17 protein-coding genes are annotated in these 13,331 nt (G+C 49.9%); all 17 read left to right on the forward strand.

From position 1 onward, the window contains the following. Positions 1-4 precede the first annotated feature (4 nt). The 17 genes from ftsY to dprA all read left to right on the forward strand — a co-directional run bounded on the left by ftsY (position 5) and on the right by dprA (position 13,181). On the forward strand, positions 5-1,078 hold the full coding sequence (ftsY, locus tag B5066_RS11970; protein ID WP_079476138.1) for a signal recognition particle-docking protein FtsY: 1,074 nt from the start codon (positions 5-7) through the stop codon (positions 1,076-1,078). A 90-nt stretch (positions 1,079-1,168) separates the two neighbouring features. After that, on the forward strand, positions 1,169-1,513 hold the full coding sequence (locus B5066_RS11975) for a putative DNA-binding protein (RefSeq protein ID WP_079476139.1): 345 nt from the start codon (positions 1,169-1,171) through the stop codon (positions 1,511-1,513). Then, positions 1,513-2,856 carry a signal recognition particle protein gene (gene ffh, locus B5066_RS11980; protein ID WP_079476140.1) on the forward strand — a complete coding sequence of 448 codons (1,344 nt, stop codon included), beginning with the start codon at positions 1,513-1,515 and terminating at the stop codon, positions 2,854-2,856. Before B5066_RS11975 ends, ffh begins: the two co-directional genes overlap by 1 nt. 90 nt (positions 2,857-2,946) lie before the next feature. Further along, positions 2,947-3,219 carry a 30S ribosomal protein S16 gene (gene rpsP, locus B5066_RS11985; protein ID WP_079476141.1) on the forward strand — a complete coding sequence of 91 codons (273 nt, stop codon included), beginning with the start codon at positions 2,947-2,949 and terminating at the stop codon, positions 3,217-3,219. 148 nt (positions 3,220-3,367) lie between these two features. Beyond that, complete coding sequence (locus B5066_RS11990) at positions 3,368-3,607, forward strand: KH domain-containing protein (RefSeq protein WP_079476142.1); 240 nt, start codon at positions 3,368-3,370, stop codon at positions 3,605-3,607. Between the two features lie 34 nt (positions 3,608-3,641). Continuing rightward, positions 3,642-4,070 (forward strand): YlqD family protein, encoded by a 429-nt coding sequence (locus tag B5066_RS11995; RefSeq protein WP_079476143.1) that lies wholly within the window; start codon positions 3,642-3,644, stop codon positions 4,068-4,070. Beyond that, complete coding sequence (rimM, locus tag B5066_RS12000; RefSeq protein WP_079476144.1) at positions 4,057-4,581, forward strand: ribosome maturation factor RimM; 525 nt, start codon at positions 4,057-4,059, stop codon at positions 4,579-4,581. Before B5066_RS11995 ends, rimM begins: the two co-directional genes overlap by 14 nt. Next, the gene (trmD, locus tag B5066_RS12005; protein WP_079476145.1) at positions 4,578-5,270 is read left to right on the forward strand and encodes a tRNA (guanosine(37)-N1)-methyltransferase TrmD; all 693 of its coding nucleotides are present in this window, start codon (positions 4,578-4,580) and stop codon (positions 5,268-5,270) included. Before rimM ends, trmD begins: the two co-directional genes overlap by 4 nt. Before the next feature lie 131 nt (positions 5,271-5,401). Then, positions 5,402-5,746, forward strand: coding sequence for a 50S ribosomal protein L19 (rplS, locus tag B5066_RS12010; protein ID WP_022792749.1), 345 nt, complete (start codon positions 5,402-5,404; stop codon positions 5,744-5,746). Positions 5,747-5,831: 85 nt separating this feature from the next. Then, positions 5,832-6,392, forward strand: coding sequence for a signal peptidase I (gene lepB, locus B5066_RS12015; protein WP_079476146.1), 561 nt, complete (start codon positions 5,832-5,834; stop codon positions 6,390-6,392). A 19-nt stretch (positions 6,393-6,411) separates the two neighbouring features. Continuing rightward, a complete protein-coding gene (gene ylqF / locus B5066_RS12020) occupies positions 6,412-7,275 on the forward strand; it encodes a ribosome biogenesis GTPase YlqF (protein WP_079476147.1) in 864 nt (287 codons plus the stop codon). Positions 7,276-7,294: 19 nt separating this feature from the next. Beyond that, positions 7,295-8,071 (forward strand): ribonuclease HII, encoded by a 777-nt coding sequence (locus tag B5066_RS12025; RefSeq protein ID WP_079476148.1) that lies wholly within the window; start codon positions 7,295-7,297, stop codon positions 8,069-8,071. Positions 8,072-8,086: 15 nt separating this feature from the next. Further along, positions 8,087-9,640: a hypothetical protein gene (locus B5066_RS12030; protein ID WP_079476149.1), complete on the forward strand. Its 1,554-nt coding sequence runs from the start codon at positions 8,087-8,089 to the stop codon at positions 9,638-9,640. Continuing rightward, the gene (locus B5066_RS12035; RefSeq protein WP_079476150.1) at positions 9,637-9,927 is read left to right on the forward strand and encodes an EscU/YscU/HrcU family type III secretion system export apparatus switch protein; all 291 of its coding nucleotides are present in this window, start codon (positions 9,637-9,639) and stop codon (positions 9,925-9,927) included. The genes B5066_RS12030 and B5066_RS12035 overlap by 4 nt, the downstream gene beginning before the upstream one ends. 178 nt (positions 9,928-10,105) lie before the next feature. Next, positions 10,106-11,266, forward strand: a complete 1,161-nt coding sequence (gene sucC, locus B5066_RS12040; protein ID WP_079476151.1) for an ADP-forming succinate--CoA ligase subunit beta — start codon at positions 10,106-10,108, stop codon at positions 11,264-11,266. 21 nt (positions 11,267-11,287) lie between these two features. Next, on the forward strand, positions 11,288-12,202 hold the full coding sequence (gene sucD, locus B5066_RS12045) for a succinate--CoA ligase subunit alpha (RefSeq protein WP_079476152.1): 915 nt from the start codon (positions 11,288-11,290) through the stop codon (positions 12,200-12,202). Between the two features lie 100 nt (positions 12,203-12,302). Then, a complete protein-coding gene (gene dprA, locus B5066_RS12050; RefSeq protein ID WP_079476153.1) occupies positions 12,303-13,181 on the forward strand; it encodes a DNA-processing protein DprA in 879 nt (292 codons plus the stop codon). The last annotated feature ends 150 nt before the right edge of the window (positions 13,182-13,331 follow it).

A 13,331-nucleotide genomic window follows, 5' to 3' on the forward strand; every position in this document is an offset into this window, starting at 1 on the left:
AAGCATGAGTCTTTTTCAGCGATTAAAAAAACGAATGGCCGGAGAAGCGGCGGAAGAAGAAGCGAAGCAGGGAGCAAAAGAATCAGGGGAAAATGAGCAGGGACGGCAGGAAGAACGACGCGCCTCGCTTTCAAGCCGGTTCCGTGAAGGACTAGCGAAAACGAGATCGTCATTTTCCGAAGCAATGAACGAATTGTTCGCCCAGTACCGCGAAGTAAATGAAGATTTCTTTGAAGAACTCGAAGAAATTTTGATCAGCTCAGACGTTGGAGTGGAAACGGTGATGGAAATCATCGACGAGCTGCGAAATGAATCGCTTTTAAAAAATATACGCACTACAGAAAAACTTACTCCGCTGATTACTGAAAAAATGGCGGAAAAACTGGATCGGACTGGCGAAGACTCTAAACTGAACATGAATCCGGACGGAATGACCGTCATGCTTTTTGTAGGTGTGAACGGCGTTGGGAAAACGACAACAATTGGGAAAATGGCCCACCAGATGAAAGCAGAAGGAAAGAAGGTCGTACTAGCCGCAGGAGACACGTTTCGTGCCGGAGCGATTGAACAGCTGGAAGGCTGGGGAGAGCGCGCCGGAGTAGACGTTATCAAGCAGCAGGCTGGAAGTGACCCGGCGGCTGTCATTTATGATGCGATCAAGTCGGCGAAATCAAGGCAGGCAGACGTGCTTCTCTGTGATACAGCGGGCCGTTTGCAGAATAAAGTCAATTTAATGAATGAACTTGCGAAAGTAAAGCGGGTAATTACGCGGGAAATTCCCGAGGCACCTCACGAAGTGCTGCTCGTACTGGATGCTACGACAGGGCAGAACGCGATGAGTCAGGCCAAAACCTTCCGGGAAGCGACAGAGGTTTCGGGCATTATATTAACGAAGCTTGATGGTACTGCCAAAGGTGGTATCGTGATGGCGATCCGCAATGAATTAAACATTCCGGTAAAAATGGTCGGACTCGGAGAAAAACTCGACGACCTCCAGCCGTTTGAAGCGGAAGATTTCGTTTATGGACTGTTTAAGGATATGATTGAACAGGCACCGGCGGATGCGGAAGACAGATAGTTTCCGTGCCAGGCAATTTCTTGACAAGAACTGCTGTGATTCGTAAGATGAACTGTAAAGTAATTGCACTTAACGCCAGAGGTGGTCTGCATGCTCGAAAAAACCGTTCGCATGAATTCGCTGTTTGATTTTTACCAGCCGCTGCTGACGAACAAGCAGCGGCTCTATTTGGAAAGATATTATTTAGACGACTTTTCGCTGGGCGAAATTTCGGAGGAATTTAACGTCAGCCGCCAGGCTGTTTACGACAATATCCGGCGCACGGAAGCAATGCTTGAAGAGTACGAAAAAAAGCTTGGCCTATATAAAAAATACCAGGAGCGTCTGGCATTATTCGAGCAGTTAAAAACGCTTGTTCCTGATGACAACCGGAAAACACAGCTGCTTGAATTGATAGATACACTGGAAAAATTAGAAGAGGAAGGGGTTTCGTAATGGCATTTGAAGGATTAGGCGAACGTCTCCAGTCCACGTTTGACCATATGAAAAGCCGTGGGAAAGTCACGGATGAAGACGTTAAGGCAATGATGCGTGAAGTACGGCTTGCGCTGCTTGAAGCGGACGTCAACTACAAGGTGGTAAAACAGTTCGTTAACAGTGTGAAAGACCGTGCTACCGGCCAGGAAGTGATGAAGAGCTTAACGCCGGGCCAGCAGGTGGTCAAGGTCGTTAATGAAGAGCTGACGCAGCTGATGGGCGGCGAACAGGCTGAAATAGCAAAGGCGGCTAAAGGGCCGACGGTAGTAATGATGGTTGGTCTGCAGGGCGCCGGGAAAACGACGACTTCTGCAAAAATTGCAAATTATTTACGCAAAAACAAAAACCGCCAGCCCTTAATGGCTGCCGCCGACGTTTACCGGCCGGCTGCGATCGACCAGTTAGAAACACTCGGCCGGCAGTTAAACATGCCGGTTTTCTCTCTTGGAACCGAAGCGGATCCGGTTGATATCGCTAAACAGTCGCTTGCCAAAGCCAAAGAAGAGCACTATGACTATCTGTTTATTGATACGGCGGGGCGTCTGCACGTGGATGATTCGTTAATGGATGAGCTGCAGCGCATGAAAGAAGCAGTCAACCCCGATGAAATTATGCTTGTCGTAGATTCGATGACCGGCCAGGATGCAGTTAACGTTGCAGAAAGCTTTAATGAACAGCTCGGCATCACCGGCGTTACGTTGACGAAGCTTGACGGGGATACCCGCGGCGGGGCGGCGCTGTCGGTAAAGTCGGTGACGGATAAACCGATCAAATTTGCCGGTACTGGCGAGAAGATTGATGCCATTGAGCCATTTCACCCGGAACGTATGGCTTCAAGGATTCTCGGCATGGGAGACATGCTTTCCCTGATTGAAAAAGCACAAACCAATGTGGATGAAGACAAAGCCAAAGAGCTTGAAAAGAAAATGCGTTCGCAGGACCTGACGTTTGACGACTTCCTGGAACAGCTCGGCCAGGTGCGTAACATGGGATCGATGGAAGATATTATGAGCATGATCCCGGGGGCCGGCAAAATGAAAGGCCTTAAAAACGTACAGATGGATGACAACCAGATTACGCGGGTGGAAGCGATCGTGCGTTCAATGACCAAACAGGAACGCCAGCAGCCGTCCCTAATGAACGCAAGCCGCAAGCGCCGGATTGCTAAAGGAAGCGGCACAACCATCCAGGACGTGAACCGGCTGCTCAAGCAGTTTGAAGATATGAAAAAAATGATGAAACAGATGACTTCACAGCAAAAAGGCAAGAAAAAGGGCAATTTTTCTCTGCCGTTTATGTAAAAATTTTATATGGCAAGGAAAAACACTTTACAGCTCGTAAAGAAGCTATTATAATAAGCAAATGTGAGAAAAAAATGGAGGTGTTTGCATATGGCAACGCGCATTAGATTAAAGCGCATGGGCTCGAACAAGCGTCCTTTCTACCGTTTGGTAGTAGCGGACTCCCGGGCTCCACGTGATGGACGTTTTATCGAAGAAATCGGTACGTACAACCCGCTGACTAATCCTGCCGAGTTCCACGTGAACGAAGAGAAAGCTCTTAAGTGGATGCTCGACGGTGCTAAACCATCGGATACTGTACGTAACCTGTTTTCGCAGGAAGGTCTTATGACCCGTCTTCACAACGAAAAGCACGCAAAGTAATGATGTAAAAGGATCGTCTGGATTCGCCATTTCCTTATGAAGTGAGCGGGGCAGGCGGTCTTTTTTTATGCTGGCAGCCAGCCGGCAGAAATGCGCCGGAAACCGCCCGTTTATGATAAAATAATACATATCAGGAAAGGATGAGTGGATGAAATCTTTTGCCTACATAATACTCGAGCGGATCGTGGATTATCCCGATGATATAAGTATGACAGCCTCAGAAGAGAACGGGCGGACGCTTATTGAAGTGAGGGTCCACCCGGAAGATGCAGGGAAAGTCATCGGCCGGCAGGGAAAAACAATTCAGGCAATAAGGACGCTGCTGCAGGCGAAGGCCTCAGCTGAAGGGAAAAAGGTCCGCCTTACCCTGTTAAACGACCAAAAATAAGCTGCCGCTTCGGGGCCTTAGAAGAGGTGATACAGTGCGTGTAATAAAGAAAATGAATGTTCACCACATTCTGACGCAAACATTAAAGGAAGAGCTGCAGGAAAAATACGAACAGCAGAAGTCCCGGCTCCAGGAAGAAACGGAACAGCTCCGCTTTCAAAAGCAAAAGCAGAATAAGGAGCGGGAGACAGAAAATGGGCGCTGGTCGGCTATGGATAAATTCAACAAAGAAATTGAAAAGCGCAAAGAAGAGCTGCAGCAGCTGTATTTTCTGCAGAATCAGCTCGAGCACCTTTCGATCGGATCGGAGCTGTCCTTTGGCACTACGGAAGTGATGTTTGACATCGAAGTGGGAAGCCAGTGGCATGAAGGCGAGCACTGGGGCACCATTGTTGTGGAAGAAGGCATTGTAAAAGAAATCAGATCAAAACACAAAGCGAGTGACGAAAATGGAATGGTTTAATGTAGGTACGATTGTGAATACCCACGGGGTGCGGGGAGAAGTCAGGGTGAAATCTGTCAGCGACTTTGAAGAGGAACGGTTTCAGCCGGGGCAGGAGATATATGTGGAAAATAATGAGGCGGAAACCGGCTATGAACCACTGGTTATTAAAAGCTCCCGTCCGCATAAACAGTTTATCCTGCTTACCTTTGAAGGGTACAACTCCATTGACGATGTAGACTGGATGAAAAACGCTGCTCTTTCTGTGCCGGAAACGGCGCTGGCCCCGCTCAAGGAAGAAGAATTTTATTTTCATGAAATTATTGACGCAGACGTTTACACGGAAGAAGGCAGCCATCTCGGCTATGTAAAAGAAATCCTCACTCCGGGAGCAAATGATGTATGGGTCGTGGAACCGGCAGAAGGCCGGCAGGACATTCTGCTTCCGTATATCGAAGAAGTCGTTCAGCACGTGGACGTGGCTAAAAAACGTATCACCGTACGAATAATGAAAGGAATGCTGCCGGAATGAGAATGGATTTTTTAACTCTGTTTCCGGGGATGTTTGAAAGTGTGTTCAATCACTCTATTCTTGCCCGGGCCGCTGAAAGAGGACACGTGTCCTTTCATACTCATGATATCCGGGATTATACAGAGGATAAGCATAATAAGGTCGATGATTACCCGTACGGCGGAGGCGCAGGCCTGGTGTTAAAGCCGCAGCCGGTGTTCGACGCTGCCGATCAGGTAAAAAATCAGGGCGAAGCTCTCCCAGACCGTGTAATTCTTCTCTGCCCGCAGGGAAAGCCGTTCAAGCAGGAGGACGCCCGGGAGCTTGCCGGCGAAGAGCGGCTGATGTTCATCTGCGGGCATTATGAAGGCTATGATGAACGGATAAGGGAGCATTTGATTACGGACGAATACTCGATAGGGGATTTTGTGATGACCGGCGGCGAGCTCGGTGCCATGGTTATGGCAGACAGCATCACGCGCCTTTTGCCCGGGGTGCTCGGCAATGAACAGTCCGCCCATACGGATTCATTTGAAAACGGCCTTCTGGAATATCCGCAGTACACCCGTCCCGCGGATTTCCGCGGGATGACGGTGCCGGACATTCTACTGTCCGGTGATCACGGGAAAATTGCTGAATGGCGGCAAAACGAGGCGATCAAGAGAACAAAGGAACGCCGGCCGGATCTTTGGGAAAAATATACCGATTAGACGTAAATCCGGCGGTTGATTCCGCTGGTGGAATGTGCTATGATTCATTTTGTGACTAAATAGTCATCAATTACGGTGCTCCGCTGTTTTCATCGTGGACAAGAGCATGCGAGAGAAGGAGGCGAATACAAATGCAACAACTTATTCGCGACATAACGAAAGAACAGTTAAAATCGGATCTCCCGGACTTTCGCCCAGGTGACACTGTAGCAGTGCACTTGAAAGTTGTCGAGGGCTCCCGTGAACGTGTACAGGTGTTTCAGGGCGTCGTTATCAAACGTCGCGGCGGAGGCATCAGCGAGTCTTTCACCGTGCGTAAAGTTTCTTACGGAATTGGCGTAGAGAGAACTCTTCCGCTTCATTCCCCAAGAATCGATAAGATTGAAGTGAAACGCCGCGGTAAAGTACGTCAAGCTAGATTGTACTATCTCCGTAACCTGCGTGGAAAAGCTGCGCGTATTAAAGAACTTCGATAAGACACAGGAAAAAAAGCTGCAGCGGAGTATTCCGTCTGCAGCTTTTTTCATACGGCTAAACTATATAAAGAAAGGAATCGACCGCATGAATGAACGCCGCTATCCCATCAATTGGCTGCATCTTCTGACAGTAATTATGATCGCATTACTTATTGCACTCGCAGCCCGCTGGCTGTTTGTAGCTCCAGTCGTTGTGAAAGGCGAATCAATGGAGCCTACCATTCATGATGACGACCGGATGCTGTTGAACAAAACAAGCAAATGGCTGCACGAATGGGATCGTTTTGATGTGGTCGTTTTCCATGCAAATGATAAAGATGATTACATTAAACGAATCATCGGGCTGCCGGGAGATACGCTTGAATATAGGAATGATAAGCTTTTTATTAACGGAGAGCAGATGGACGAGCCTTTTCTCGATAAAAAAACCCTGGCAGCTGGACCTCTCCCGGCGACGACTGACTTTACGCTGAAGGAAAAAACAGGCCGGAGCCGTATCCCCGAGGGAGAAGTGTTTGTGATGGGGGATAACCGCCCGAACAGCTATGACTCGAGGGCCATTGGACTGGTGGAGGAAGAAGAGATTGTGGGAGAAGCGGTCCTCACATTCTGGCCGCTCAACCATATGTGGACGTCCTCATTTTAATTTGAAAGGAGGCTGAAATATGGACATTCAATGGTATCCGGGACATATGGATAAAGCACAAAAAGAAGTGCAGAGCAAATTAAAACAGGTGGACGTGGTGATTGAGCTTGCTGATGCAAGAATCCCCCGCTCCTCCAGGAATCCACTGCTTGAAACGATTATTCAGGACAAGCCGTCGGTCATTGTATTAACCAAGGCGGACCTGGCTGACCCGAAAGTGACAGAAGAATGGAAGCAGTATTACCGCGATCAGGGTATTGAGGCGGTGGACGTGGATTCTAAGCATAAGAAAGGTCTGCACGTAATTAAAGAAGCAGCGCTTCAGCAGACGGAGCGTCTTCAGGCCAGGTGGAAAAGAAAAGGCATTAAACCGCGTGCCATCCGGGCCATGATTATTGGTATCCCCAATGTCGGGAAATCAACGCTGATCAATCAGTGGATCGGCAAAAAAACAGCTAAAATTGGCGATCGTCCCGGAATTACGAAAAATCAGCAGTGGCTGAAGATGGGCAAGGAGATGGACCTGCTCGACACCCCGGGGATTCTTTGGCCAAAGTTTGAAGATCCCTATGTCGGTGAACGTCTTGCAGCGACGGGGGCCATCAAAGATGAACTTCTGGACCTGCAGGACATTGCTTATTTTATTATCGGCATCTGCCAGGAGTATTACCCTGAAAAGCTGCTTCAGCGTTTCGGCCTCGAGGATAAGCCTAGGGAAACGTCGCTTGAATGGTTTGAAGATATCGGCCGCAAGCGGGGGGCGCTTCTTGCAGGAGCGGAAATTGATTATGAAAAAGCAGGTGAAATGGTCGTGCGCGAGTTTCGCGGTGGACTGCTCGGCCGGATCAGTCTCGAGCGCCCGTATGATGAAGCAAGCGAATAATTGAGCAGCAGAGGTGAAAATGTTGGAGAAATGGACGATAACAGCTGTAAAGGAGTATTTGCAAACAAACGAAAAGCCGGATGCGGGACTTCTGGAGGCCTGGAAGGAGGACTCCCGGGCCGGCGTCCAGAAGGAACTGCAGCGGTACGCCAGGCGGCAGAAGCAGCAGCGGGAAAAGTACGAAGACTTTTATCGCCGGCTTTCGTTTGAACAGGAATATTGGAGCCGGGGTTTTCAAACGGTAGCTGGAGTGGATGAAGTCGGACGCGGTCCGCTCGCCGGGCCGGTGACTACCGCTGCCGTTGTGCTGCCGGAAGATTTCAGCCTGACAGAGGTAAATGACTCCAAAACGCTTTCCGCCAAAAAAAGGGAAGAGCTCGAAACAAAGATTAAAGAGGCGGCCGTCGCCTGGAGTGTAGTACATATCGAAGCGGACGAAATCGACCGCCTGAATATATATCAGGCAACCAAAAAAGCAATGCGGACGGCTGTCGCAAACCTTGAACCTGCGCCAGACGCCCTGCTTGTAGATGCAATGGCCCTTCCACTGCATATTGAACAGCAGTCGCTGGTACAGGGCGACAGCCGGAGCGTGTCGATTGCGGCTGCTTCCATTCTGGCGAAGGTGGAAAGGGACCGTTACATGCAGTATTACCATACGCTCTATCCGGATTACGATTTTGCCAGCAACAAGGGCTATGGTACCCGGAATCACCTGGACGGCCTGAAGCGTCTGGGAGGATGCGCCATTCACCGGTACTCGTTTCAGCCGGTGGCCGGATTCCACCGCCCGTAAAAGGAGAGAAAATTGATGAAGCTGTCACTGCCGTCCGCATATGCTCGAAATCATACAAGCCAAGCTGGAAACGGAGACATTAAAGCCGGCCAGATCATTAAAGGTGCCGTCAAACAGCTTTATCCCGGCCAGCAGGCGGCGGTTGCCGTGAACGGGCGGGTGTATCACGCCTCTTTGGAGGCACCGGTTGAAACCGGCAAATCATACTATTTTCAGGTGAAGAATGAACATGGCCGGCAAATATGGCAGGTGGCAGTTGGAGGGACAGCCGAGACTTCTGCGGACAAGAGCCAGGTTCTCCTGAAGCAGCTCGGCCTATCGTCTGGAAAGCAAGAGCAATACATATTCCGCATGTTTGAACAGATGCAGCTGCCTGTAACCAGTGAAACGCTTCAGAAAAGCGTTCAGCTGCTGAAGAGTGAAGGAGCGGTAAACAAGCAGGGAATGCAGACGCTTCAATGGATGCTTGCCGCAGGCGCCCCCTTAAAAACTTCCATTTTTCAAAGCATCCATCAAGTGCTGCACGGCACGTCGCCCGCTGAGGATATGGCCGCCCTTCTTGAAAGGCACAGGCCGGCGGAGGCCCTTCATCAGTCTCTTAAAAACGCTGTTCTTACCCCGGAAAGTTTTAAAGGGAACCTTGAAGCCCCGACAAAACCATTACAGCTGTTCGCTGCGACAGCCGCGGTTGCCGCCAATGATAAAAATGGACAGGCCCGACAGCTGATTCACCAGTTATTTTCCGGCCTTCAGCCGCCTCTGAATGCTGAAGCATTTCTGCAGCATCTCCGCCAGGGTATTGGAAGCAGCGGCTCCATGGAAAACTGGCTTCAGGCCCAGGTTAAGGACGCCGGCCAGATGCATCAAACAGTACAGCAGGCGCCCGGCGTCGCCTCGCAACTGAACGTCCAGGCTCTGATGAAAGCATGGCACCCGCTCGTGCCCGAAGCAGGTGCGGTGCTCGACCACATGCCCCAGATGGTGAAATGGCTGACTAGCCACGTTGGCAGCACCAGCTGGGCAGCGTGGGCAGAAAGCGGAAGCAAGGAAGCGATGCAGGCTGCTTACAGGCATTTGGAGCAGGCTCAGACGCATATTATGTCGAGAAACGAACTTTCTCCCCAGCATGAACGAACTGTGGCTCATGTTGCCGGCCAGCAGCTCATGCAGCAGGCTGACCAGGATGCCTGGCTGCAGCAGCTCTCCCATCTTCCGGCGAAGTGGGGGGAAATGCTTTCGGATGCTGTCGTTCACTGGGAAGGGAAGCGCACGGAAGACGGAAAGCTCGATCCTGATACGTGCCACATCTTATTTCAGCTTGAGATGGACCGTCTCGGCGTTTTAATTGCCGACGTACAGATTTATAAACGAAATGTAACAGTGAACATCAGCAGTGAAAACCCGCATCCGGAACGGACGCTTCATCTTCTGCAGCCCATGCTGAAAACAGCAATGGCTTCTTTAAACTATCAGCTGGTGTCGCTTCAGTGGCATGAGGAAGAAGCGGTGGCCGAGAAGCCGCGTGCTCAGCAGTCCCGGCCGAGAGGAGCGTTTGATGTTCGGATATGAATTCTAACCAGAACTGGAAGATGAAAAAGGCAGTAGCGCTTAACTATAAGCAGAGTACATCGCAGGCTCCGGCAGTCAAAGCAAAAGGACGGGGCTGGACGGCGGAAAGAATTATCGAGGCGGCTGCTGAACATAACGTGCCTGTGCATAAAGACGCTGGCCTTGTACATATGCTGCATGAGCTTGAATGGAACGAAGAGATTCCGGAAGAACTGTACGAAGTTGTGGCGGAAATTTTTGCTTTTATTTACCGGATGGATAAAAAAACAGCAGAAAATGAAAACTAATCCGCACAGCAGAAACTTTTATGGAAATGTTGAATTTTTTTCTAAATTTCTATACGATAAAGGATGTGTGGGAAGCAGCGAGGCGATTTGAAGCCTTTCGCTCTGACCAGATTCGATTTTGTAATCACTTACACAGTCGATAGAAGGATTCGTATTGTAACGGTGAGGGGGAAAAAGCATGAATATTCATGAGTACCAGGGAAAAGAGCTCCTTCGTAAATACGGAGTAGCAGTCCCTAACGGAAAAGTTGCATTTACGGTAGACGAAGCAGAAGCAGCCGCAAAAGAACTGGGTTCGGACGTAACAGTGGTAAAAGCCCAGATCCACGCAGGTGGAAGAGGGAAGGCCGGTGGAGTAAAACTCGCTAAAAACCTCGATGACGTCCGCAAATATGCAGATGAAATTCTTGGCAAAACACTGGTTACCCACCAGACTGGCCCGGAAGGTAAAGAAGTAAAACGTCTTTACATCGAAGAGGGAAGCGACATCAAGAAAGAATACTACTTAGGTGTTGTGCTCGACCGGGTATCATCCCGCATTGTGATGATGGGGTCTGAAGAAGGCGGAACAGAAATTGAAGAAGTAGCTGAAGAGAATCCGGAGAAAATTTTCCGTGAATACATCGACCCAGCTATCGGCATGCAGCCTTATCAGGCCCGTCGTATGGCATTTAATATGAACATACCGACAGACCTGCTGAAAGAGGCAGTGAAGTTTATGCTTGGCCTATCCAAGGTGTTTATCGACAACGACTGCTCTATTGCTGAAATTAATCCGCTTGTAACGACCGGAGACGGAAAAGTAATGGCGCTTGATGCGAAGTTCAATTTCGATTCCAACGCGCTTTACCGCCAGAAGGAAGTGCTTGATTACCGGGACCTCGATGAAGAGGATCCAAAGGAGATCGAAGCTTCCAAATATGACTTAAGCTACATTGCCCTTGATGGCAATATCGGCTGCATGGTCAATGGTGCCGGTCTTGCGATGGCTACGATGGATATTATTAAGCACTACAGCGGCGATCCGGCGAACTTCCTGGATGTCGGCGGCGGTGCGACCGCTGAAAAAGTCACAGAAGCATTTAAAATTATCCTTGAAGATGATGCGGTGAAAGGCATTTACGTTAACATCTTCGGTGGAATCATGAAGTGCGACGTCATCGCTGACGGGGTAGTGGAAGCTACGAAGCAGACTGGATTAGAGATTCCGCTTGTTGTACGTTTGGAAGGAACGAACGTAGAAAAAGGCAAAGAAATTCTGGAAAAATCCGGATTGAATATTACAGCAGCGGACTCTATGGCAGACGGTGCGCAAAAAATTGTTTCGTTAGTTCAATAGAAAGGCAGGGACCATCGACCTATGAGCATTTATATTAATCAGGATACAAAAGTAGTTGTTCAAGGAATTACAGGATCTACCGGCCTCTTTCACACTCAACAGGCGTTAGAGTACGGTACAAAAATCGTCGGCGGCGTGACGCCGGGTAAAGGCGGCACGGAAGTTGAAGGCGTACCGGTTTTCAACACGCTGGATGATGCAGTAGAAGCAACCGGCGCTACCGTTTCGGTTATTTATGTTCCGCCTGCTTTTGCAGCGGACGCGATCATTGAAGCAGTGGATGCAGATCTTGATCTTGCCATCTGCATCACTGAAGGCATCCCGGTTCTTGACATGATTAAAGTGAAACGCTTTATGGAAGGCAAGCGCACCCGCCTTGTCGGCCCGAACTGCCCGGGCGTTATTACCCCGGACGAATGCAAAATCGGCATTATGCCGGGCTACATTCATAAAAAGGGACACGTAGGTGTTGTTTCCCGTTCGGGCACGCTGACGTATGAAGCCGTCGATCAGCTTACTAAAGCAGGCGTCGGCCAGTCGACAGCAGTCGGCATCGGCGGCGACCCGGTAAATGGTACAAGCTTTACCGATGTGCTGCAGGCCTTTAACGACGACCCGGATACAGAAGCCGTTATCATGATCGGTGAAATCGGCGGCACGGCTGAGGAAGAAGCAGCTGAATGGATTAAGCAGAACATGACCAAGCCGGTTGTCGGATTCATCGGCGGTGCGACAGCTCCTCCAGGAAAACGGATGGGCCACGCCGGCGCGATTATTTCCGGCGGTAAAGGCACCGCAGAGGAAAAAATCAAAACGTTAAACGAAAGCGGCGTGCAGGTAGCTGCAACCCCAGCAGAAATCGGCGATACGATGATCAACGTTCTAAAAGAACGCAGCCTCTACGAAAAATGCCTCACCCACGAACCACAAGTATAAACCAACCGCCCTCCGCTGCCCAAAGAGGCAGCGGAGGTTTTCTCTTTCCCGTATCCCCCCTTTTAACGCGCCACCACCCTCCCATGAAAGGACTACCCCTATGCATAATCTCTCCTTTAATGAACGTCTTCTGGCTGTTCACGAATTCCCCCTATTCCAATGGAAGCATGTAGCAGAGCTGATGCGGTGCGATCCTGAATTACTTCTCCCTTTTAAGCAGCCGCATCTTCTCCCATTAAACAATGAACATTTAATCGCATGGCGGCAATACGTACGTGAGCTTACCGTGCAACGGCGGCTTTCGTGGTACCGCGAGCAAGGAATCGGATGGATAACCTATTTTGACGTGCGGTATCCTTCGTCTTTAAAATCAATATACGATGCGCCGTGGGTACTTTATACGAAAGGGAACACAGGCCTGTTGCGCGAAGCACCCCGGCTCGCGGTAGTTGGCTCCCGGAGCATGACCTCTTACGGTAAAAAAGCAGTTGAAGCGTTCCTGCCTGAAAAGGCGGCCGGGCAGCTGCAGGTGGTAAGCGGGCTTGCAAGAGGCGTAGATGGCCACGCTCACCGGCACGCTTTAAAAGCAGGATACCCCGTTATTGCAGTGCTCGGCTCCGGTTTTGGACATCTTTATCCGAAAGAACACCTCGGCCTGGCGAAAAATATTGCAGCCTCAGGGCTGCTGCTAAGCGAATATGCACCCGACAGACCTCCGCGAAAATGGCATTTTCCTGCGAGAAATCGTATCATCAGCGGGCTGAGTGACAAAATATTTGTTGTGGAAGCAGATGTAAACAGCGGATCTCTCATCACCGCGTCGCTTGCGCTTGAGCAGGGCCGTGATGTCTGTGCGCTGCCGGGACCGGTTTTTTCCAAACAAAGTTCCGGTACGAACCAGCTGATTTATGACGGTGCGCTCCCGGTGCTCCAGCCGGAAGATTTAAGCATTGTCCGAAGGCCGGACAGTGTCTCATAACAGCTGGAGAATTGAAACGAAATTTAAAATTTTCCGTATGTTATGCTAGACACGTTCAGGAAACTGTGAAAGAATAATTGTGATTTCAAGCACAAAGGGCACTGAACGCCATGAACATAAAAGTATCGCGATTTGACATGATAATTTATT

The organism is Marinococcus halophilus (assembly GCF_900166605.1).
Taxonomy (GTDB): Bacteria; Bacillota; Bacilli; order Bacillales; family Marinococcaceae; genus Marinococcus; species Marinococcus halophilus.

Coding starts and splice junctions, on each gene's coding strand:
- ftsY (WP_079476138.1), top strand. CDS start 5: ATGAGTCTTTTTCAGCGATTAAAAAAACGAATGGCCGGAGAAGCGGCG.
- B5066_RS11975 (WP_079476139.1), top strand. CDS start 1,169: ATGCTCGAAAAAACCGTTCGCATGAATTCGCTGTTTGATTTTTACCAG.
- ffh (WP_079476140.1), top strand. CDS start 1,513: ATGGCATTTGAAGGATTAGGCGAACGTCTCCAGTCCACGTTTGACCAT.
- rpsP (WP_079476141.1), top strand. CDS start 2,947: ATGGCAACGCGCATTAGATTAAAGCGCATGGGCTCGAACAAGCGTCCT.
- B5066_RS11990 (WP_079476142.1), top strand. CDS start 3,368: ATGAAATCTTTTGCCTACATAATACTCGAGCGGATCGTGGATTATCCC.
- rimM (WP_079476144.1), top strand. CDS start 4,057: ATGGAATGGTTTAATGTAGGTACGATTGTGAATACCCACGGGGTGCGG.
- trmD (WP_079476145.1), top strand. CDS start 4,578: ATGAGAATGGATTTTTTAACTCTGTTTCCGGGGATGTTTGAAAGTGTG.
- rplS (WP_022792749.1), top strand. CDS start 5,402: ATGCAACAACTTATTCGCGACATAACGAAAGAACAGTTAAAATCGGAT.
- lepB (WP_079476146.1), top strand. CDS start 5,832: ATGAATGAACGCCGCTATCCCATCAATTGGCTGCATCTTCTGACAGTA.
- ylqF (WP_079476147.1), top strand. CDS start 6,412: ATGGACATTCAATGGTATCCGGGACATATGGATAAAGCACAAAAAGAA.
- B5066_RS12025 (WP_079476148.1), top strand. CDS start 7,295: ATGTTGGAGAAATGGACGATAACAGCTGTAAAGGAGTATTTGCAAACA.
- B5066_RS12030 (WP_079476149.1), top strand. CDS start 8,087: ATGAAGCTGTCACTGCCGTCCGCATATGCTCGAAATCATACAAGCCAA.
- B5066_RS12035 (WP_079476150.1), top strand. CDS start 9,637: ATGAATTCTAACCAGAACTGGAAGATGAAAAAGGCAGTAGCGCTTAAC.
- sucC (WP_079476151.1), top strand. CDS start 10,106: ATGAATATTCATGAGTACCAGGGAAAAGAGCTCCTTCGTAAATACGGA.
- sucD (WP_079476152.1), top strand. CDS start 11,288: ATGAGCATTTATATTAATCAGGATACAAAAGTAGTTGTTCAAGGAATT.
- dprA (WP_079476153.1), top strand. CDS start 12,303: ATGCATAATCTCTCCTTTAATGAACGTCTTCTGGCTGTTCACGAATTC.